Origin of the sequence: Saccharopolyspora antibiotica (assembly GCF_047200635.1) — a bacterium.
GTDB lineage: Bacteria > Actinomycetota > Actinomycetes > Mycobacteriales > Pseudonocardiaceae > Saccharopolyspora_C.
Genome location: NZ_JBJZOI010000016.1, coordinates 17,346 through 37,364 on the forward strand (window position 1 = coordinate 17,346; position 20,019 = coordinate 37,364).

At 73.0% G+C, this 20,019-nt stretch carries 17 protein-coding genes; 8 read left to right on the forward strand and 9 right to left on the reverse strand.

The window, feature by feature from the left end; translation table 11 throughout:
• The first annotated feature begins 50 nt into the window (after positions 1–50).
• On the forward strand, positions 51–515 hold the full coding sequence (locus tag ACL03H_RS14875; protein ID WP_412811813.1) for a universal stress protein: 465 nt from the start codon (positions 51–53) through the stop codon (positions 513–515).
• A 597-nt stretch (positions 516–1,112) separates the two neighbouring features.
• Here ACL03H_RS14875 and ACL03H_RS14880 read toward each other — a convergent pair.
• The 4 genes from ACL03H_RS14880 to ACL03H_RS14895 form a co-directional block, all read right to left on the reverse strand.
• The gene (locus ACL03H_RS14880) at positions 1,113–1,844 is read right to left on the reverse strand and encodes a hypothetical protein (protein ID WP_412811814.1); all 732 of its coding nucleotides are present in this window, start codon (positions 1,842–1,844) and stop codon (positions 1,113–1,115) included.
• On the reverse strand, positions 1,841–2,791 hold the full coding sequence (locus ACL03H_RS14885) for an ABC transporter ATP-binding protein (protein WP_412811815.1): 951 nt from the start codon (positions 2,789–2,791) through the stop codon (positions 1,841–1,843). Before ACL03H_RS14885 ends, ACL03H_RS14880 begins: the two co-directional genes overlap by 4 nt.
• Positions 2,792–3,036: 245 nt before the next feature.
• Positions 3,037–3,837 (reverse strand): HAD family hydrolase, encoded by an 801-nt coding sequence (locus ACL03H_RS14890; protein WP_412811816.1) that lies wholly within the window; start codon positions 3,835–3,837, stop codon positions 3,037–3,039.
• A gap of 59 nt (positions 3,838–3,896) precedes the next feature.
• Positions 3,897–4,298: a hypothetical protein gene (locus ACL03H_RS14895; RefSeq protein ID WP_412811817.1), complete on the reverse strand. Its 402-nt coding sequence runs from the start codon at positions 4,296–4,298 to the stop codon at positions 3,897–3,899.
• A 152-nt stretch (positions 4,299–4,450) separates the two neighbouring features.
• On the opposite strand from ACL03H_RS14895, the gene ACL03H_RS14900 reads away from it, so the two are divergent.
• The 6 genes from ACL03H_RS14900 to ACL03H_RS14925 all read left to right on the forward strand — a co-directional run bounded on the left by ACL03H_RS14900 (position 4,451) and on the right by ACL03H_RS14925 (position 11,927).
• On the forward strand, positions 4,451–6,028 hold the full coding sequence (locus ACL03H_RS14900) for a dynamin family protein (RefSeq protein ID WP_412811818.1): 1,578 nt from the start codon (positions 4,451–4,453) through the stop codon (positions 6,026–6,028).
• A gap of 28 nt (positions 6,029–6,056) precedes the next feature.
• Entirely contained in the window at positions 6,057–6,503 is a 447-nt protein-coding gene (grpE, locus tag ACL03H_RS14905; protein WP_412811819.1) for a nucleotide exchange factor GrpE, read from the forward strand.
• A 194-nt stretch (positions 6,504–6,697) separates the two neighbouring features.
• Positions 6,698–8,566 (forward strand): dynamin family protein, encoded by a 1,869-nt coding sequence (locus ACL03H_RS14910; protein ID WP_412811820.1) that lies wholly within the window; start codon positions 6,698–6,700, stop codon positions 8,564–8,566.
• A gap of 85 nt (positions 8,567–8,651) precedes the next feature.
• Entirely contained in the window at positions 8,652–9,371 is a 720-nt protein-coding gene (locus tag ACL03H_RS14915) for a DUF6802 family protein (protein WP_412811821.1), read from the forward strand.
• A 412-nt stretch (positions 9,372–9,783) separates the two neighbouring features.
• Positions 9,784–11,604 carry a phosphoenolpyruvate carboxykinase (GTP) gene (locus ACL03H_RS14920; RefSeq protein ID WP_412811822.1) on the forward strand — a complete coding sequence of 607 codons (1,821 nt, stop codon included), beginning with the start codon at positions 9,784–9,786 and terminating at the stop codon, positions 11,602–11,604.
• 152 nt (positions 11,605–11,756) lie between these two features.
• A complete protein-coding gene (locus ACL03H_RS14925; RefSeq protein WP_412811823.1) occupies positions 11,757–11,927 on the forward strand; it encodes a hypothetical protein in 171 nt (56 codons plus the stop codon).
• Positions 11,928–12,002: 75 nt separating this feature from the next.
• Here the strand turns inward: ACL03H_RS14925 and ACL03H_RS14930 are convergent, their stop codons facing one another.
• The 3 genes from ACL03H_RS14930 to ACL03H_RS14940 are packed head-to-tail and all read right to left on the reverse strand — an operon-like array spanning position 12,003 to position 15,024.
• Positions 12,003–12,821 (reverse strand): carbohydrate ABC transporter permease, encoded by an 819-nt coding sequence (locus tag ACL03H_RS14930; RefSeq protein WP_412811824.1) that lies wholly within the window; start codon positions 12,819–12,821, stop codon positions 12,003–12,005.
• Positions 12,818–13,705 carry a carbohydrate ABC transporter permease gene (locus ACL03H_RS14935; RefSeq protein WP_412811825.1) on the reverse strand — a complete coding sequence of 296 codons (888 nt, stop codon included), beginning with the start codon at positions 13,703–13,705 and terminating at the stop codon, positions 12,818–12,820. The genes ACL03H_RS14930 and ACL03H_RS14935 overlap by 4 nt, the downstream gene beginning before the upstream one ends.
• Complete coding sequence (locus ACL03H_RS14940) at positions 13,705–15,024, reverse strand: extracellular solute-binding protein (protein WP_412811826.1); 1,320 nt, start codon at positions 15,022–15,024, stop codon at positions 13,705–13,707. Before ACL03H_RS14940 ends, ACL03H_RS14935 begins: the two co-directional genes overlap by 1 nt.
• Before the next feature lie 190 nt (positions 15,025–15,214).
• On the opposite strand from ACL03H_RS14940, the gene ACL03H_RS14945 reads away from it, so the two are divergent.
• Positions 15,215–16,429: an ROK family transcriptional regulator gene (locus ACL03H_RS14945; protein ID WP_412811827.1), complete on the forward strand. Its 1,215-nt coding sequence runs from the start codon at positions 15,215–15,217 to the stop codon at positions 16,427–16,429.
• Positions 16,430–16,514: 85 nt separating this feature from the next.
• Here the strand turns inward: ACL03H_RS14945 and ACL03H_RS14950 are convergent, their stop codons facing one another.
• Positions 16,515–17,462, reverse strand: coding sequence for an SGNH/GDSL hydrolase family protein (locus tag ACL03H_RS14950; RefSeq protein WP_412811828.1), 948 nt, complete (start codon positions 17,460–17,462; stop codon positions 16,515–16,517).
• 137 nt (positions 17,463–17,599) lie between these two features.
• Positions 17,600–19,876, reverse strand: coding sequence for a polymer-forming cytoskeletal protein (locus ACL03H_RS14955; RefSeq protein WP_412811829.1), 2,277 nt, complete (start codon positions 19,874–19,876; stop codon positions 17,600–17,602).
• Positions 19,877–20,019: the final 143 nt, after the last annotated feature.

A 20,019-nucleotide genomic window follows, 5' to 3' on the forward strand; every position in this document is an offset into this window, starting at 1 on the left:
GTTCGAGTGGCCGAGTCGACAGCCCTCCGCGAACGCGGTGAAGTGGAGCAGTGGAACAGGCGGTGCAGCGGGTGGAGCTCGACGGCGGGGTCGCCGTGGGGCTGGACGGCTCGCCGTCCTCGCTGCGGGCGCTGGACGCGGCCGCGCACGAGGCGGCGCTGCGCGGCGAGGTGTTGCACGTGGTGCGGGCGTGGAGCCTGCGCACCGCGCCGCGTCCGCCGGGCTTCCCGGCCGGAGCGGTGCCGAGCATGGACGCCTACCAGGCCTCGGTGGACGAGTCGACCGCCGAGATCGTGCGCCAGCGCCTCGGCGAGCCGCCTCCGGTCCCCGTGCGGCGGCACGTGGTCCACTCGCCATCCCCCCAGGCGCTGCTCTCCGCCTCCCGGGGAGCGGACCTGCTGGTGGTGGGGCACCGGGGCCGGGGCGGCTTCGCGGGCCTCCTCCTCGGCTCGGTGGCCGAGCAGTGCGTCCGCCACGCCTCCTGTCCCACCCTGGTGGTCCGCCCGACGATCTGAGCGGGGCGCGCGCCGCGGACACGTCGACCACCGGCAGCCGATCAGTCGGTCCTCAGCGGTCGATCAGTTGATGTCTCGCCCCGAGCGACTGGAGCCGCCGCGGTCGCTCAGCCGCTTCCGCGCGACGACACCGATTTCGCCGCGCGGGTCACCCGCGAGCGACGGATCCCGCGGCGCGAGGACCGTTGAAGATCCGGCACCGGCACCGGCGAACGAATCGATCGAAGACGGAAGCGGAAAGCACAGGGCCCGGGCCATCCCCCGAATGACAGCCCGGGCCCTCCCCCGTCCGACCGCCGGCGCCCCCGAGCGCTTCGCAGTCGGTCGATTCTGTTGTGCAGCCGCTCGACGCACCCGGGGGCGCGTCGACCGTGCCGGTGGGTGTCGAGCCAGGCCCAGCACCCAGGTCTCGGATCCGCCGCCACGTCCCCTGATTCCGGCCGGTGCACCCCTGAATCCCGATGGGGTGGAGCGCTGGAGCGGGTGGAACGTCGATCACGGCTCGATCTTGCCGAGATCCTATCTGCCGGGGTGATCAGCCTCTCGGGCGGGAGGGTTAACGCCGGTTCACCCGCGCCGCCGACCTGCGCCGCTGGATCAGGCGTCTTGCCGGTTCACCGCGACCGCGGCGATGCCGAGCACGGCGAAGGCCACCAGGGCGAAGTACCCCAGCGAGGCCCACGCGCCCAGCGGCGCGCCCTGCAGGGCGACCTCGGGGTCGAGGAACCGGGCGCCGACGGTGAACGGCATCCACTGTTGCAGCTCGGAGCCGATGTTGGGCACGATCGCGACGAGCGACTCCAGCAGCAGCGCCCAGATCACCAGCAGCGTGAGCGCCCCGGCGGACTGGCGCACCAGCGCACCGACACCCACGGCGAGGACCGCGGCGAGCGCGTAGTACGGCCCGACGCCCGCGAGCTGGCGCCACTGCTCGCCGGTGCTGAGCACGAGTTCCGGTCCGGGCGCGATCAGCTGGGCGACGCCCCAGGAACCGAAGGCGGCGAGCTCGCCGATCACCAGCGCGAGGACGGCGACGACGGCGGCCTTGGCCAGCAGCACGGCGGGCCGGTTCGGCACGGCCTGGAAGGTGGTGCGGATGGTGCCGAAGCGGTACTCCGTCGTCACGGTCAGGGCCGCGAGCACGAGCACCACCACCAGCCCGAACTGCTGGCCCGCGAGCGCCTGGCCGAGCGAGAGACCGCTCTCGTCGCCGATGGCGGAGGCGAACGCGGCGGCGAAACCGATGGTCAGCGCGAGTGCGGCGAACGAGCACCACAGCGGTGAACGGGTGGAGAACAGCTTGATGCGTTCCACGGCGAGCAGGGTCATCGGAGGTCCCCTCCAGTCGCGGCGAACTCGCCGCCGAAGTCGGTCTGGTACTGCACTGCCTGGCTGGTGAGCTGCATGAACGCCTCTTCCAGCGAACCCTGCTGGGGGGCCAGCTCGTGCAGCACGATCTGATGCCCGGCCGCGAACTCGCCGATCTGCGCGCTGTCGGCTCCGGCGAGCACCAGGGTGTCGGGTGCCGCCGGGTCGGCGGGGGCGACGGTGTGGCCGCCCGCGGTGAGCAGTTCGCGCAGGCGCCCGGCCTGCGGGGAGCGGACCTTGAGCGAGCCGGTGCCCGCGCCCGCGACGAACTCCTCGGTGCTGCACTGGGCGATGAGCTCGCCCTTGCCGACGACGACGAGCTGCTCGGCGGTCAGCGACATCTCGGACAGCAGGTGGCTGGAGACGAACACGGTCCGGCCCTCGTCGGCCAGCCGGCGCATGAACCGGCGGATCCAGTGGATGCCTTCCGGGTCGAGGCCGTTGACCGGCTCGTCGAACAGCAGGATCTTCGGGTCGCCGAGCAGGGCGGCGGCGATGCCGAGGCGCTGCGACATGCCCAGCGAGAACCCGCCCGCCCGCCGCTTCGCGACCTCGGAGAGGCCGACCATCTCCAGCACCTCGTCGACCCGGCGGACGGGGATCCGGTTGGAGCGCGCCAGCCAGCGCAGGTGGGCGTGCGCGGAGCGGTTCGGGTGCACCCACTTCGCGTCGATCAGCGCGCCCACGGTGCGGAGCGGATCGGTGAGCTCGTGGTACTGCTGCCCGTCGACCCGCACCGAGCCGGAGGTGGGCCGGTCCAGCCCGAGGATCATCCGCATCGTGGTCGACTTGCCCGCGCCGTTGGGCCCGAGGAAACCGGTGACGGTGCCGGGCTTCGCGGTGAACGACAGGTCGTTGACGGCGAGCGTCGATCCGTATCGCTTGGTGAGGCCGATCGCCTCGATCATGGTCTCTCCCCTGTGCCGTGCGCCCTCGGCGGTGGTCCGAGCGCTGAGGAGAACTCTGCCGCACGGGGCGGGGCCGCCACCTCGGCCTTCCGGCCACCGTCCGGCCACCGGGGGACCGTCGTTCGCCGGCCGGACCTAGTTCTCCCGGCCAGGTCCGGGTAGGCGGAAGGTCGTACGTCGCGGCGCCGCCCAGCGGTTCCGGCGCGGGCGGGAGGCCGGACCGACTCCCTCGGTCCGGCAGGCGATCAGCCGAACCAGCGGGCGAGGGCGTGGACGATGCCGTCCTCGGTGACGGTGCCGGTGACCTCGATCGCGGCGGCGTGGACCTCCGCCGGGGCCTGGCCCATGGCGACGCCGTGGGCGGCCCAGGCCAGCATCTGCACGTCGTTCGTGCCGTCCCCGGCGGCGAAGGTGTCCTCGGCGGCCACGCCGAGCTCGGTGCGCAGCTTCTCCAGCGCGCTGCCCTTGGTCACCCCGTCCGGAACGACGGTCACCCAGGGCTCGTAGTGATCGATCGTGGTGGTGCAGCCGGGCAGCTCCACCCCGGCCAGCGCCTCGGCGACCGCGTGCGGTTCGCGATCCTCCCAGTTGGCGATCAGCCGGGGGACCGGTGCGGAGACGAGCTCGTCGAGGTCGGTGAGCCGTTGCGGGCCGTGCAGCTGGTGTTCGCGGAAGGGACTGGTGACGAGGCTGCCGGTGCCGAGCTGCTCGGCGGCGAAGATCGCCCCGGGCAGCAGCGCGGCGAGTCGCGCGTGCACCGGCGCGGGGTCGAAGGTCTCCACCGCGAGCGCCTCTCCGGTGGCCGCGTCCAGGGTCACCGCCCCGTTCGAGCACAGCGCGACGCCGCTGCCGAGCCCCAGCTCCGCCAGCACGGGCACGGTGCCGAACATGCTCCGCCCGGTGGCGATGACGACGTGCGCCCCGGACTCCGCGACGCGGCGCACCGCCGCGCGCACCGGCGTCGAGATCGTCTGGGTCTGCGGGTCGAGCAGCGTCCCGTCCACGTCGAGCGCGACGAGGCGGGGGATCCATCCGGGAGCGGGCACGGCGACCAGGCTAGCCGTCCGCCGTGCCGCGATCAGCACTCGCCGATCAGCGCTCCGGATCAGGCGGGGCCGGAGCGGGCGTCCGCGTCGAGCTGCTCGCTGGTGCGCGCGGTGAGCTCCTCCTGCAGCGTCTTCTCCCGCTGCTTGGTGCGCAGCCGGGCCAGCAGCCAGACCGTGATCCCGTGCGCGGCGGCCAGCACCAGCAGCAGCACGCCGGTCCTGGTGATCAGCGCGATGAGCGGATCACCAGGGCCCGTCGGGACGGTGGACAGCAGGGCCACCACGCCGAGCGCGGTGAGGTGGAAGAGCACGGTGACGAGCTGGTTCACCGAGTCGGCGACCGCGCCGTCGGGGTAGGCCGCGGCCAGGTAGGTGCTTCCACCGCGGCGCAGCAGCCAGCCGTCGAGGAAGACCAGCGCGACGCCGATGACCAGGAATGCGAGGACGTGTCCGGTTCCCACGGGTATCACCGGTTCCGTTGTCGGGGGATGCGCTGCGCGCATGTTCGTGCACGCTCCGGATTCCCGCCGAGATCGTCGGGCAAACCGGCGTTCGGCCGGCGCGTCCTCCTGTCGTGGCAGGATGGCGGCGATCACGTGGCTAGGAGGCAGGGGTGACGGCGCCGGGCGAGCAGCACCAGCAGACCTGGGCGGGTCCGCTGTCGGCCTCGGTGGCCCGGCTGTGCGCCGGGTTGCGCCCGCAGGTCTGCGAGGCCACCGCCGCCGGGTTCGACGAGGTGCTGCGCCGGCTGTCCGCGCCGTTGCAGGTGGCGGTCGCGGGACGCATCAAGTCGGGCAAGTCCACGCTGGTCAACGCGCTGATCGGGCGCCGGGTCGCCCCCACGGACGTCGGCGAGTGCACCCGGCTGGTGACCCGCTTCCAGTACGGCACGGTGGACCGCGTCGAGGTCGTCTTCCGCGACGGGACGCAGCAGGCGGTGCCGTTCGACGCCGACGGCGGCATCCCGGCCGATCTGGGCGTGGAGCTGGAGCGCGTCTCGCACCTGGAGGCGTACCTGACGAACGCGGTGCTGCGCGATCTCACGGTGATCGACACCCCCGGGCTCGGTTCGCTCGACGCGGCTTCGGTGGCGCGGACCGAGCAGCTGCTCGGGACCCGCGAGGCGGCGTCCGGCGAGCCGGGGGACGACGACCTGGACCCGGTCTCGCACCGGGCGGTGTCCGGGGCGGAGGCCGTGGTCTACGTGGTGACGCAGGCGGTGCGCGCCGACGATCAGCAGGCGCTGGAGGCGTTCGCGGCGGCGACCGCGAGCCGGGACGCCGGCCCGGTGAACGCGATCGCGGTGCTGAACAAGGCCGACACCGTGGAACCGGACTCGGTCCCGGGGGCGGGCGGCGAGGTGTGGCGGGCGGCGAGCGCGCTGGCCGCCGAGCAGGCGGCGCTGCTCGGCCCTCGGGTCGCCGACGTGCTGCCGGTGATCGGGTTGCTCGCGGAGACCGCGGAGACCGGCGGCTTCACCACCGCCGACGCCGAGGTGCTGCGCGCGCTGGCCGAGCTGGACGACACCGCGCGGCAGACGATGCTGATGTCCGCGGACCTGTTCACCGGCTGGGAGTGCGAGATCCCCGAGCGGGACCGGGAGCGGCTGCTGGAGCGGCTGGACCTCTACGGGGTGCGGCACGCGCTGGCGGCGCTGGACGAGGACCCGGGGATCACGGCGGGCGCGCTGCGGCGGGTGCTGCGCGACCGCAGCGGGCTGGCCGAGGTGCTGGGCAGGCTGGAGGCGGTGTTCCGCGCCCGCACCGACGGCATCAAGGCGGCGGCCGCGCTGGCCTCGGTGACGGCGCTCGCGCAGGCCTCCGGCGATGCGGGCGAGCGGCAGCGGGCGCACGACGCGATCGAGGTGCTGCTGACCCGCCCGGAGGCGCACCAGCTGCGGCTGCTGGAGGCGTTGACGCTGGTCAGCTCAGGTTCGGTGGCGCTACCGGAGGACCTCGCGGCGGAGGTGTTGCGGATCGGCGGGAGCACCGATCCGGGCGTCCAGCTGGGCCTGGCGGGCCGGCCGCCGCACGAGCTCGTGCAGTACGCGCTGGAGCGGGCGGGCTGGTGGCGCTCGTTCGCCTCGTTCGGTGCGACGCCCGCGCAGAGCCGGGTCGCGTTCGTGGTGCACCGGGCGTACTTCCTGATCTGGCAGCAGCTCAACCCCGGGCAGGTCCGGGTCACGGGCTGAGGTCCCGGCGAGCGGAGAGGACGCGGGGGTGCGGGGCTGGCTTCGAGGACGAGCGTCACCTGATCGTGGAACCACCCGGCAGGACGGCGCGTCCGACGCCCCGGACGCCGAACCGGGAACCGAGTCGGGAGCTGACATGACCGCGATGCGCATCGACCCGCTCGAACAGGCCCGCGCCGAGCGCGCCGAGCTGATCAGGTTGTGCCTGTACGCGCTGGACCGGGCCCGCAGCAGCGGCGTGGTGGAGCGGATCGCCGACGGCCTCGGCGACGTCGGCGTGCGGCGGCTGAGCCCGGACGGGTTGCCCTTCGACCCCGCGCAGCACGAGGCGGGCGGCACGGTGCCCACGGACGACCCCGCGCTGGACGGGCTCATCGCCGAGACCGAGGTGCTCGGCTTCGCCGACCGCGACCAGGTGCTGCGGGCGCCGGTCGTCACCGTCTACCAGGCGCGTCGCGGTCCCGCCGGGAACTGATCCCGCGCCGATCGAGTGAGCCCCGGCCGGCGCCGGCGGCGGGACGTGCGGCAATCGGGGCACCGGGTGGTCGGGTCGGGTGGACCGCTCCCGAGGAGGGTCGCGGGCCGGGAGGCGCCTAGTAGATTCACAGCGCCGCCGCGGCCGCCCGGTCGCGCGGCTCCCGCGTCCGACCCACCCCCAGGAGCGTGCGCATGACTTCGGCCGGCCCTGCCGCGGCGGTGCCCGTGGCGGCCACCGCCCTGCCCCAGCAGGTCAAGCAGACCAGGGACAAGCTGTTCGCCCTGCTGCGGGAGGTGGATCCGGAGTCGGCGAACTGGGCGGACGAGGTCCGGCGCTCGCGACCCCGGGTGCCGAGCGTGGTGGTGGTCGGCGAGACCAACCGGGGCAAGAGCTCCCTGGTGAACGCCCTCCTCGACCACCCGGGCCTGTCCCCGGTGGACGCCGCCGTGGCGACCTCCACCTACCTGGAGTTCCGGCACGGCGAGCGCTGGCGCGGCGTCGCGCGCTACCCGGCCGACGCCGCGGAGGTGGAGTTCGAGGTCGACGCGCTGCCCGCGTGGGCCTCGGTGCGCGAGACCCCGCCCGCCGAGGGCCTGCCGCCGCGCCACCTGCTGATCGAGGCCCCGCTCGACCCGCTCGCCGCGCTGACCGTGGTGGACACCCCGGGCGTGGGCGGGCTCGATTCGATCCACGGCGAGCTCGCGGCCGAGGCCGCCTCCGCCGCGACCGCGCTGCTGTTCGTCGCCGACGCCTCCGCCCCGTTCACCCGGGGTGAGCTGGACTTCCTGCACCGGGCGGCGGACCGGGTCGAGACGGTGGTGTTCGCGCTGGCCAAGATCGACCAGCACCGCGGCTGGCGGCAGGTGCTGGAGGAGAACCGCGCGCTGCTGGCCGAGCACGCGCCGCGCTTCGCCCAGGTGCCGATCCACCCGGTCTCGGCGCGGATGCGCGAGCTCGCCGCGCGGGCGCCGAGCGAGCAGGCCGCGGCGATGCTGCGGGAGCGCTCCGGGGTCACCGAGCTGCGCTCCGCTCTGGAGCAGCTCGTCGGCGGGCGGGCCGCGATGCTGGGCGAGGCCAACACGATGCGCGCGCTGTCCACGGTGCTCGGCGAGCTGTCGGTGCGCCTGTCCGGCGAGCAGCGCGCGCTCACCGCCGGTCAGGCCGAGGCCGAGGCGCTGCGCGCCCGCCGCGACGAGCTCGCCGCCGCCCGGCGCTCCTCCACCCGCGGCTGGCAGCTCAAGCTGCGCGGGGAGATCCAGCGCACCCGGGTCGAGGTCAGCCACGAGGTCACCCGGCAGATGCGCGAGGTGCAGAGCTGGTTCCGCCGCGCCATCGACACCGCCGAGCGGGACGCGCTCAGCGCGCTGCCGTACCAGGTGGACACCGCGCTGCAGATGGTGTCCTCCAGGGTGTCCGGGCTGCTGTCGGCCCGGCTGGCGAAGGTCGCCGAGGTCTCGCTGGCGGAGTTGTTCTCCGCCGAGGAGCTGGACGTGATCCGCTCCCAGTTCGCGCGCGGCGCCCAGTCGCCGATCGCGCTGCGGCCGCCGGAGAAGCGGGCGCCGACGGCCGAGGACAAGCTGCTGGTGTTCATGGGGATCTCCGGCGGGCTCGGCGTGGGCCGGGCGGCGGCGATGCCGCTGGCCGGGATCGGCGTGGGCGTGCTGAACCCGGTGGTGCTGCCGGTGACGATCGTGCTCGGGCTCGGCGCGGGCTGGTGGATGGCGCGCACCCGCAAGCACGCGGCCGACAAGCAGCACCTCAAGCAGTGGCTCACCGAGGCCATCGCGGACGCCCGCTCGGCCCTGGACCAGCTGGTGTCCGAACAGCTCATCGAGGCGGAGCAGCAGCTCTCGCTCGCGCTGGACGACGCGCTCGGCAAGCGCATCGAGGCGATCGAGGCGGAGCTGCGCGAGGTCGACCAGGCGCTGAAGATGGACGCCGCCGAGCGCAGCCGCCGGTTGCGGACCGCCGAGCAGCGGCTGGCGGAGACCCGCAGCGGGCGGGACCGCGCGGAGCACCTGCTCGGCGCGATCCGCGGGCTGCGCGACCGCGCGGAGTGACCTGATCGCCCGATCCGTTACCGGCGGGGAACCGCCCGGATCTACGCTGCGTCCAAGGCCTCGACCGCGGGGCGGGTGTCCGGAAGTGGGGTCGGAGATGTACATCGAGGAGACGGGCGCGGGCGACGGCGACATCAAGGTCACCGTCGAAGGCGTGGAGTACACGGCCGAGGCGAACTACGACCTCGACGGCGACGGCGTGGACGACGCGGTCACCGTGCTCACCGACGACGGCCACGTCTCCTACGCGGACGAGGACGCCGACGGCGAGGCCGACGTGATGCGCACCGTGGACGCCAGCGGTGCGGTCGTCGGCCAGGCCCGCTTCGACCCGGCCAGCGGCGACTGGATCGCCGAGGACCCCGAGCAGTACCCCGGGGAGGGGGATCCCCGGCAGCGCGGCGGCGAGCGGATGGTGATCGACACCCCGGACGGCGAGCAGCGGATCGGACCGGCCACCGAGGACACCGACGAGGACGGGTTCGCGGACACGGCGGTGGTGACCACGGAGAACGGGACGGTGCTGGTGACCGACGTGGACGGGGACGGCTCCGCGGACCAGCTGGTGGAGATCGGCAACACCGGCGAGGTGACCATCACCCACCACACCGGGTCCGGGGAGTGGACCGTGGTGGAGCAGGGGCACCTGGACCAGCGGGGGCAGTACACCCCGGCCGCGAACCCGGTGGCGGGCGCGACCGACGACGCCACCTGGACCTTCGACGAACCGGCGGCCGGCGCCAGGCCCGACGTCTCCCAGCAGGCCCCGAGCACCTGCTCGGACTCCGACGCGGCCTGGAGCTGACCGTCCGGAACCGGATTCCGCCCGCACGGGGGAGATTCCGGCCCCCGCCGGGTGTTCCGCGGTGACGCTTCGCGGCCCCGCTGAGGACGTCCGGCGGACGGGTCGGCGTCACCCCTCGTTCGCGCAGCTGTCCGGTTCGCCGGAAAATCTTGGTCGCCAGCACGCCCGTGCGCTCGAATTTTCGTCTAGACCTCTGCTTCGCGGCGGTTCTGAATCGATCCCCTTATCGTTCCTGTGAGAGAACCGACACAGCTGATCTCCATGGCGGGCGCCCGGCACCGTTAGCCTCGGTGCATCCCTTTTCGCTTCGCCCGTTCTCCGGGCGGGGCGGAGCATTCTCTGAAGAAGCCGGTGGCACCGCCGCCATCGGACAGATTCCGGGCTGTGGCGCCCAGTCAGGAGACGCGAAGCGATGACCGCCTTGACCATCCCAGGTCTCGACCAGGCACCGACCGAGCACGCACGCCTGCTGTCGTGGGTGCGCGAGGTCGCCGAGCTGACCACGCCCGACCAGGTGGTGTGGTGCGACGGTTCGCAGCAGGAGTGGACCCGGCTGACCGACGCGCTGGTGGACGCGGGCACCTTCACCCGGCTGGAGAAGAAGCCCAACTCGTTCTGGGCCGCCTCCGACCCGAGCGACGTGGCGCGCGTCGAGGAGCGCACCTTCATCTGCTCCCGGGAGCGCAAGGACGCGGGCGTCACCAACAACTGGATGCAGCCCGACGAGATGAAAGCGATCATGACCGAGCTCTACCGGGGCTCGATGCGCGGTCGCACCATGTACGTCATCCCGTTCTGCATGGGTCCGCTGGAGGCCGAGCAGCCGAAGCTGGGCGTCGAGATCACCGACAGCGCCTACGTGGTGACCTCGATGCACATCATGACCCGGATGGGCGCGAAGGTCCTGGAGAAGCTGGGCACCGACGGCGAGTTCGTACCGGCGCTGCACTCGGTCGGCGCGCCGCTGGAGCCGGGGCAGCAGGACGTCGCCTGGCCCTGCAACGACACGAAGTACATCACCCACTTCCCCGAGGAGCGGATGATCTGGAGCTTCGGCTCCGGCTACGGCGGCAACGCGCTGCTCGGCAAGAAGTGCTACTCGCTGCGGATCGCCTCCGCGATGGGCCGCGACGAGGGCTGGCTCGCCGAGCACATGCTGATCCTCAAGCTGACCTCCCCGGCGGGCGAGGTGCACTACGTCGCCGCCGCGTTCCCCTCCTCGTGCGGCAAGACGAACCTCGCGATGCTGCAGCCGACCATCCCGGGCTGGAAGGCCGAGACCCTCGGTGACGACATCGCCTGGATGCGCTTCGGCGAGGACGGCAGGCTCTACGCGGTGAACCCGGAGGCCGGATTCTTCGGCGTCGCCCCCGGCACCGACGAGAACACCAACCCGAACGCGATGCGCACCATCGAGCAGGGCAACACGCTGTTCACCAACGTGGCGCTCACCGACGACAAGGACATCTGGTGGGAGGGCATGGGCGAGGCGCCCGCGCACCTCACCGACTGGAAGCAGCGGGACTGGACGCCGGAGTCGGCCGAGAAGGCCGCCCACCCGAACTCGCGCTACTGCACGCCGATGTCGCAGTGCCCGATCCTGGCCGACGAGTGGGACGACCCGCGCGGCGTGCCGATCTCGGCGATCCTGTTCGGCGGCCGCCGCAAGACGACGGTCCCGCTGGTGAACGAGGCGTTCGACTGGCAGCACGGCGTGTTCATGGGCGCCACCATGTCCTCGGAGACGACCGCCGCCGCCGCCGGCCAGGTCGGCGTGGTCCGCCGCGACCCGATGGCGATGCTGCCGTTCCTCGGCTACAACGTCGGCGACTACTTCCAGCACTGGGTGAACATGGGGAAGTCCGCCGACGCCTCGAAGCTGCCCCGGATCTTCTACGTGAACTGGTTCCGCCGCGACGAGTCCGGCAAGAAGATCGTGTGGCCCGGCTTCGGCGAGAACTCCCGCGTGCTCAAGTGGGTCATCGAGCGGATCGAGGGCAGCGCGGCCGCCGAGGACACCCCGATCGGCCGGGTGCCCGCCGCCGACCAGATCGACCTCTCCGGGCTGGACACCCCGCGCGCGGACGTCGAGACCGCGCTGCACGTGGACGTCGAGGAGTGGAAGGCCGAGATCCCGCTGATCGAGGAGTGGTTCGCCACCATCGGTGACGACCTGCCCAGCTCGATCTCGGACGAGTTCGAGGCCCTCAAGCAGCGCCTCGGTGTCGCCTGACGCACCACAGCACCGAATAAGGGCCGCCCGCGGGGAGTCCCCGCGGGCGGCCCTTCTTCGCGCCTCCCGCGCGGAAATCCGACTCCGGAGCGGAACCGGGCGGGTACCCCGCGCGTCCAACGGGAGAAGTGATCGAGAGGAGGAGGTGTGTCATGGCAGGTGCGGCGCTGCTGGTGCTGGCGGCTTTCGCGATCGTGGCGGTTCTGCTCGCACCGGACCGGCAGGAGGACGACGAGGTCAGGATTCCCACCCCGCGCGGAGCTGACGAGCCCGGTCCGGCTCGTCCCGGTCCGGCGCGGGAGAAGGAGAGGGAAACCGCGTGATGCACGACGGTCCGGACGACACGGGTCGACGAGCGGCGTGAGGCAGGTCCTCCGCCGCTCGTTCCGCGTCCGGGGTCACTTCATGGCGCCGGTGAGCGCGAAGGCGCCGCCGAGCGACCGGGAGACCAGCAGGTAGAGCGCGATCACGGGCGCGGTGTAGAGGATCGAGTAGGCCGCCAGCTGCCCGTAGGCGATCAACCCGCCCTGCCCGAAGAACGCGAACACCCCCACCGAGGCGGGCTGCTTGGCCGGATCCAGCAGCAGCACGAACGGCACGAAGAAGTTCCCCCAGGCGTTGATGAAGGTGAAGATCCCGACCACGCCCATCCCGGGGACGATCAGCGGCAGCACCACCGAGCGCAGCGCCTGCATCGCCGAGGCGCCGTCCACCCAGGCGGCCTCCTCCAGGCTGATCGGGACGCCGTCCATGAAGTTCTTCGTCATCCAGATCGCCACCGGCAGCGAGGTCGCCGCCAGGAACAGCGTGGTGCCCAGCATGGAGTCGACCAGGTCCAGCCGCACGAACATGCTGTAGACCGGCACCATCACGGCCGTGATGGGCAGTCCCGTGGCGAACAGCACGGTGTAGAGGAACGGCCGCCGGAACCGCAGCCGGTAGCGGGAGAGCGGGTAGGCGCACAGCACGGCGGCGAGCACGGAGAGGGCCGCCGCCCCACCGGAGAGCAGCAGCCCGTTCCGCAGCGGACGGATGCTCGTCTCCCACTCCAGCACCTGCCCGAAGTTCTCCAGCGTGAACCGGCCCGGCACCGCGGCCGCCAGCGGCGCCTCCGCGTCGAAAGCGGCGGTGAGCAGCCACAGCAGCGGCGCCAGGAACAGCAGCGCGATGCCCGCGAGCACCGCGCCGACCAGCCTCGACGCGGCCCGGCGGCTCACACCTCCTCCCGCAGCGTGCGCGCGTAGACGACGGCGAACAGCGCGCCGACTCCCAGCAGCACCAGCGAGATGGCGGCGCCGTAGCCGATCTCGTCCAGCTCGAACGCCTCGTCGTACATCAGCAGCGGCAGGGTCTGCGTCGCCGCACCCGGCCCTCCGGCCGTGAGCACGTAGATCAACGTGAACACCCCCAGCGTCTGCAAGGTCACCAGCATCAGGTTGGTCAGCACCGAGCGCCGGATCACCGGCAGCGTCACGTGCCAGAAGCGGCGCAGCGCGCCCGCGCCGTCCACCTCGGCCGCCTCGGAGAGCTCGGTCGGCACCTCGGACAGCGCCGCCTGGTAGACCAGCATCGAGAACGCCGTGCCGCGCCAGACGTTCCCGATGATCACCGCGAGCAGCGGGGCGCTGTAGAGCCAGTCCTGCTCGCCCAGGCCGACGGCGCTGAACACCGCGTTGAGCGTGCCCTCCGGGTTCAGGAAGGCGTAGAGGGCGAACGCCGCCACCAGCTCCGGCAGCACCCACGCGGACACCACCGCGACCCCGACCCCGCCGCGCAGGTACCTGTTGCGGTGCCGGGTGAGCACCGCGATCAGCAGGCCCAGCCCGTTCTGCCCGATCACCGCGGAGCCGAGGGTGAACACCACCGTCACCCAGGCCGAGTGCCAGGTGGCCGGGTCCGCCGCCAGGCGGCGGAAGTTCTCCAGCCCCACGAACCGCGGATCCGTGGCCGCCGCCCCGGTCAGCGCCGCATCGGTGAACGACACGTAGCCGCTCCACAGGATCGGCCCCGCCACGAACAGCCCGAGCAGCAGCACCGCGGGCGCCATCGGCAACAACCACCGCGCCACCGCCACCCGCCGCGCGGGGACCGCGGCCACCATCAGCCGCTCCGGACCTGGTCCGGCCCGACGATCCGGCGCACCTGCTCGGCCCACCGGTCCGAGACCTCCGCCGGGTCGGCGCCGTTGACCACCTCCAGCACCGACTGCTGGATCTCCTCGGAGACCTTCGGGTACTCCGGCAGCGTCGGCCGGAAGTGCGTCTCCTCCAGCAGCCCCAGCCAGAACGCGGCCAGCGGGTTCGCCGCGGTGAGCCGCGGATCGGCGGCGGAATCCTCCCGGGAGGGCAGGTTGCCGGAGGACAGCGCGTACTCGGTGATGTTGTCCCGGCTCATCGCCAGCTTGACGAACTCGAAGGCGTCGTCCTGCTTCTCGCCGGAGGCGCTCAACGCGAGCGTCCAGCCCCCGGACATCGACACCGTGCCCGGCCCCTCCTTGGTCGGCATCGGCGCGGCCGCCATCGTCGACGACCAGTCCCGCCAGCCCGCGGCCTCCCACTGGCCGGAGGCGAAGCTGCCGTCCAGCCGCATCGCCACCCTGCCCTGCCGGGTGAGGTCGTCGCGGAGCTTCTTGTCGTACTGCGCGTCGGCGATCTGCGCCCGGCTCTGGGTGAGCCCCTCACCGACCGCGGTGGACAGGAACTCCAGCGCCTCGGTCATGCCGCGGCTCGGCGCGATCCACTCGCCGTCGTGCAGGGTGCCGGTCTCGGTGCCGTAGAGCAGCATCTCGACCGTCTGCATGCTCACGGCCTCGCCCTCGGCCTTGCCCAGCGGCAGGTCCAGGCCGATCACGTCGGGGAACCGCTGCGTGACCTGGCGCGCGGCGGCGAGCACGTCGTCCCAGCCGCGCGGCTCCCAGTCGGCGGGCAGCCCGGCGCGGACGAACAGGTCGCGGTTGAACCAGATTCCCCGGGAATCGGTGTCCAGCGGAACCCCGTAGGTGCGCCCGTCCGCGGCCCGCCCGGCCTGCTTGGTGGTGTCGATGAACCGGTCCCAGTCGGGCCAGGCCGCGAGCCGCTCGTCCAGCGGCGCCAGGTATCCCGCCTCGACGTCGGAGTTGATGGTGAAGCTGTCCTCGTAGAGCACGTCCGGCGCGGTGGACGCCGAGCGCATTCGCAGCTGGAGCTTCGAGAGGTACTCGCCCTCGGGAGCGACCACCGGATCGAGCCGGACCCGCTTGCCGGGGTGCGCCTGCTCGTACTGCTGCTTGACCCGCTGCATCAGGGCGTCGACCTGGGTCGAGTTCCCGTAGCGGTGGTAGCTCACGCTGATCGTGGCCGGATCGTCGGCCGGTCCGCCGCCGCACCCCGAGGCGACCAGCGCGGCGGTGATCAGCAGGACGGGTAATCGCCAGCGGCGCATCGTTCCTCCCGGGGCGGAACTCGGCTCGGAGCGGTGGCGGCCGTTCCGGTGGGAGCGGCCGGACTTCGATGAGCTGCGCGATCTCCTGACCCGCTCGGCGCTTGCGCCCGATGTGAGATCAGGATCACACTGCACCGTAATTCCATTCGATGAAGCAAGTCAACGACACGAGCACCTCGGGAGCCCCCGGATGCGGCAGGAGTTCTGGCAGGGCACCAACCTCCCCAAGGTCGGGGGGTTCAACCGAGCGGTCGTGCTGGACGCGATCCGCTCGAACGGCGGCGTCAGCCGCGTCGAGCTCGCCCGCAGGACCGGGCTCACCGCGCAGACGATGTCGAACATCGTCCGGGCGCTGATGGCCGACGGCCTCGTCACCGAGGACGGGCACGCGCCCTCCACCGGCGGCAAGCGCCGCGTGATGCTGCGGGTGGTGCCCGACGCCTACCAGTCCGTCGGCCTGCACCTCGACCCGGAGCGGATCACCGGCGTGCTGCTGGACCTGGACGGCCGGGTTCGGTTGCGCAGCACCCGGCGGGTCGCCGAGGGCGCCTCCCCGGAGGCCGTGGTCGGCGCGCTCACCCGCACCGTGCAGCACCTGGTGCGCCGCGCCGAGGCCGCGGCCGGGCAGGTGCTCGGCGTCGGGCTGGCGGTGCCGGGACCGCTCGACGAGGCGCGGCGCCGGGTGTTCAGCCCGCCGAACCTGCCGGGGTGGGCGGAGGTCCCGCTCGCGGACCTCGTGGAGGAGCGCGCGGGGCTGCCGGTGGTGATGGACAACGACGCGACGGCCGCCGCGATCGGCGAGCGCTGGGCGGGCGGGACGGAGCGCGCGGGCTCGTTCGTCTACGTCTACCTGGGATCCGGGGTCGGGCTGGGCGTGGTGCTCGGCGACCAGGTGCACCGGGGGGCCAGCGGGAACGCGGGCGAGATCGGGCACCTGCCGACCGGAACCGGCAAGGACTGCCCGTGCGGCAAGCGGGGCTGCCTGGAGGCCTACTGCTCGATGCGGGCGGTCGTCGCGGAGTGGGCCGCCGCCGGGGGAGAGGGGGGTGGGGCCCCGGTGTCCGACGTGTACCAGCGGATCTGCCGGGACGCCGCGCGCGGCGACACCGGCGCGGCGCGGTTGCTGCGGCAGGCGGCGGGGCGGCTGGGACAGGCGCTGGCGATGGCGGTCAGCGTGCTGGACGTGGACCGGGTGGTGCTCGGCGGTCCCGCGCTGCGGCACGCGGGCGAGATCATCCGGGAGCGGGTGCGCAAGGCGCTGCACGGCCAGGTGCGGGCGCTGCGGGCCCGCCCGGTGGAGGTGCACTCCGCGCTCATCGGGGAGGACGCGGGTGCGGTCGGCGCGGCCTCCCTGGTGCTCGACCACACCTACTCGCCGCGCCTGGCGACGCTGCTGGGCGGCTGAGCACCGCTCGTGGGCGACCCGCGCGGGAGCCGCGCCGGCACCGCTCCCGCCGGGGACGGCGATGGCCGCCCCCGGCGACGCGGGCTCACAGCTCGGCGCGGCTCTCCTGCTGGACGGTCTCGGCGACCGCACCGCCGAAGGCGGCCATGCCGCGGGCGTTCGGGTGCATCGGCGCGGCGGCCGAGGTCGGCACCACGCCCTCCAGGTACTTCTCCCGCGGGGCGGCGCAGACGTCGTGGCCCTCGCTGATCGCGCCGATGTCGACGAAGTCCGCGTCGTGCGCCCGCGCCCGCTCCCGCAGCAGATCGCTCAGCGCGTCCACCGCGGACTGCAGGTAGTCGCCGTCGCGGCCCCAGATCGGCTCCTTCGGGTAGCACCCTCCGGGCCGGATGTAGGTGGCGTAGCCCGCGACCACGATCCGGGCTCCCGGCGCGCGCTCGGCGATGCCCTCCAGCGCTCCGTCCAGGTCGTCGGCGATGGCGGCGACCCGCTCGGCGAGGACGTCCCGGCCGCCCTGGGTGAGTTCGTCCGCGCAGGACTTCCCGAGCGGCTCGGGGAAGGGGTTGAGGCAGCTCACCGCCTCGCGGACCAAGTTGACGTCGTTGCCGCCGATGGTGACGGTGACCAGGTCGGTGTCCGCGCTGAGCGCGTCGAACTGCGGCGGCAGGAATCCGTGCTGGCGACCGGTGAAGTCCTCGATCTTCGCCCCGGAGCAGGTGACGTCGGTGAGCTTCGCGCCGAGCGCCTCGGCCGCGATCCGCGGGTAGTTGCGGGTGGAGCGCTGGCAGGCGAGGTTCGGGTCCGGATCCGGGATGAGCGGCCCGGCGGCGGCGGAATCGCCGAGCGCGACGTAGTTCAGGGGTTCCGCGGCCTCGGCGACCGGGGACAGCGCGCAGACCCCCGCCAGCGCGAGCGCCGCGGCGCCCCGGCGGAGCGCGCGAACGTCCACATCGGACTTCGCGGGGCGTCGTCGACGGCCGGGACGAGCGGGCGGGATGTCCACGGAGACCTCCGGGGCAGGCGTTCGGATCACCTTGATCTAGCACATCCGGAGGCCCCCGCCCGCCGCCGCTCGAGCGAAACCCCCGATGATCACCACTTCAGGTGAAGCCGTCGGCGGCCGCCGATCGCGCCGGTGGCGGAGCCGCCGAGCGCGATCGCGGCAGCGGGTCAGCGCTCCTCGCGGCGGAGGGCTCGGGTGATGCCGGCGGCGACGGTGGTCGCCAGCACCCAGCCCACCGCGATGAGCACGACGGTGATCCACTGCGAGTGCCCGTCGGCCCGCCACATCACGTCGTGGCCGAGGTTGATGATGGGGACGAGCTGGTCGACGGTGTAGAGGAACGGGTTCCAGACCGGGTGGTCCTCCTCGTTGATCGGCTGCAGCTCGTGCGCGGAGAACCACGCCGAGCCCGCCGCGGCGAACGCCAGCAGCCACAGCAGCGCGCGCAGCGGCCGGTAGCCGTAGGCGACGGTGCTGCGCTGCAACAGGCTCCACAACCGCACCGGCGGCCGCAGCAGCACCGGCGAGGCCCCGGCGAGCGCCTGGTAGCGGCGGCGCTGCTTCTCGATGAGCACCGTCACCGCGTGCTCCTCGTTGCCGTTGTTGCGGAACACCGTCGCGAGCTGGTCGTAGGGCCCCGGCTGGTAGCGCCCGGAGGTGGCCCGCAGCCACACCAGCCGTTCCCGCACCCGCGCGCCGTCGGTGGGCTCGATCGGGTGGCTGAGGTTGTAGTAGGTGAAGTCCTCCACGTCGACCCCGCCCTGGGCGTCCCAGGTCTTCGCGTTGTCCGCGAGCAGCTCGCACTGCGCCTGCCGCAGCACCACCCGGCCCAGCGGCGGCTCGGCGGGCAGCAGGCTCAGCTCCTGCGCCACGAGCCCGAAGGCGTTGAAGGCGTTGGTGGAGCTGCCGTCGCCGAGCACGCAGCCCCAGAAGTTCGCCTGCCTGCCGATGACCGCGCGCCGCAGCTGGACCTCGCCCTCGGCGCGGAACGGCCGGGTCCCCTCGGCGCACACCAGGTCCCGCCCGATGCTCGCCGCCCGCAGGTCCAGCGAGGACTTGTAGGCGTTGCGGTGCCGGTGCCAGGCGGGCTTGAGCAGCTGCGCGGCGCGCAGGTCCACGTTGGCGCCGATCGTGGCGCCCTGCAGCTGCAAGGTCCCGGAGATGTCGGCCTCGCGGCAGTCGAAGTTGCTGCCCACCTGGATCCGGTTGGCCTGCAGGGTGTCCGTGCGCGGCCCCACCAGCACAGCCCCGGTGAGCTGGAAGCTCCCGTGCACGTTCACGTCGACCATCCGCATCTGCCCGTGCAGCAGGGAGTTCGCGGCCTCCAGGTTCCCCAGGATCTCGGTGCCGTCCAGGTGCACCGCGCGCATCGGCTTCTCCACCGAGGCCGAGGGGGAGCGCGACCAGCTCAGGTCGATGTTCGCCCCGGCCATCCGCAGATCGCCGCCGATCTTGCTGCTGACCAGGCGGATCGTCCCACCGCTGTGGAAGTTCTGGTCCAGCTGCACGTCGCCGCGCACCTCGCCGCGGTCCAGCAGCAGGCTGCTGATCGGGTCGTCGTGCTGGGATTCGCCGCGCTTGGGCGGGGCCACGCCGGGTTCGAGCACCGCGTCCCGCAGCCGCAGGTCGCCCTCGATGTGCGCGCTGGGCAGGTAGAGCAGCCCGGCGACGGTGAACGGGGCGCCGCTGATCGGGTCCACGTCCCCGCGCAGGCTGCCGCCGATCTGGATCCCGTTGGCGTTGATGGCGTTGCGGCCGCGGTTGCGCAGCGCCCCGCCGGAGAAGTTGAGGTTGCCGCCGATCTTCGCGCCGGGGATCCGCACCTCGCCGGAGACCTTCACCCGCAGCCCCAGCAGCGCCCCGGCGATCTCCAGCCGGTCCGCGTAGATGGCGCGCCCGCCGGGGTTGCGCAGCTCGGAGTCGTTGAGCAGCAGCGAACCGCCGAGCTGGGCGTCGGCCAGGTCCACGATGCCGCCGACGCTCGTGCAGCCGCGCAGCACCGTGTCGTGGTTGGTGCGCAGGTTCCGCCCGTTGAGCCCGGGGAACCGGCAGTTCAGCAGCACCAGCCCGGCGAGGGTCGCCTGGCGCAGATCGGGGCGCATGTCGAAGCGGCAGCGCACGAACTCCAGCAGGTACGGCAGTTCCGCCGCCCGCAGGTCCAGCCTGCCGGTGATCACGGCGTCCTCGACGCGCACCACGGGCTGCTGCCCGCCGCGGCGCCAGAACGCCCGCCAGCCCTGCTCGTCCGGGGATTCCACGAGCTTGCGGGTCAGGTACTCCCCGCGGATCTCGCGCTCCGGGTCGAACATGTCGGCGTGCACGTCGAGCGGGACCACCGGTCCCTCGGGTCTGCGGCCCCACGCCCTGCCCTGCCCGAGCAAGTCGTCCAGCCGCTGCTCGGCAGCGGTCGGAGCCCCGATGTTGTCCCACGGCCTGTTCGGCACGATCCAGCCCCCGACATCGTTCCGGCGAACTCCACGCAGCGTAGTAGATCAACTACCGCTGACAGCTCAGACGCCTGAGATCAGCTTGGGGTTGCGACAAGCTCAACCGACGCCGCGGAGAGGACGGGTGCCCCCGAGGGGCG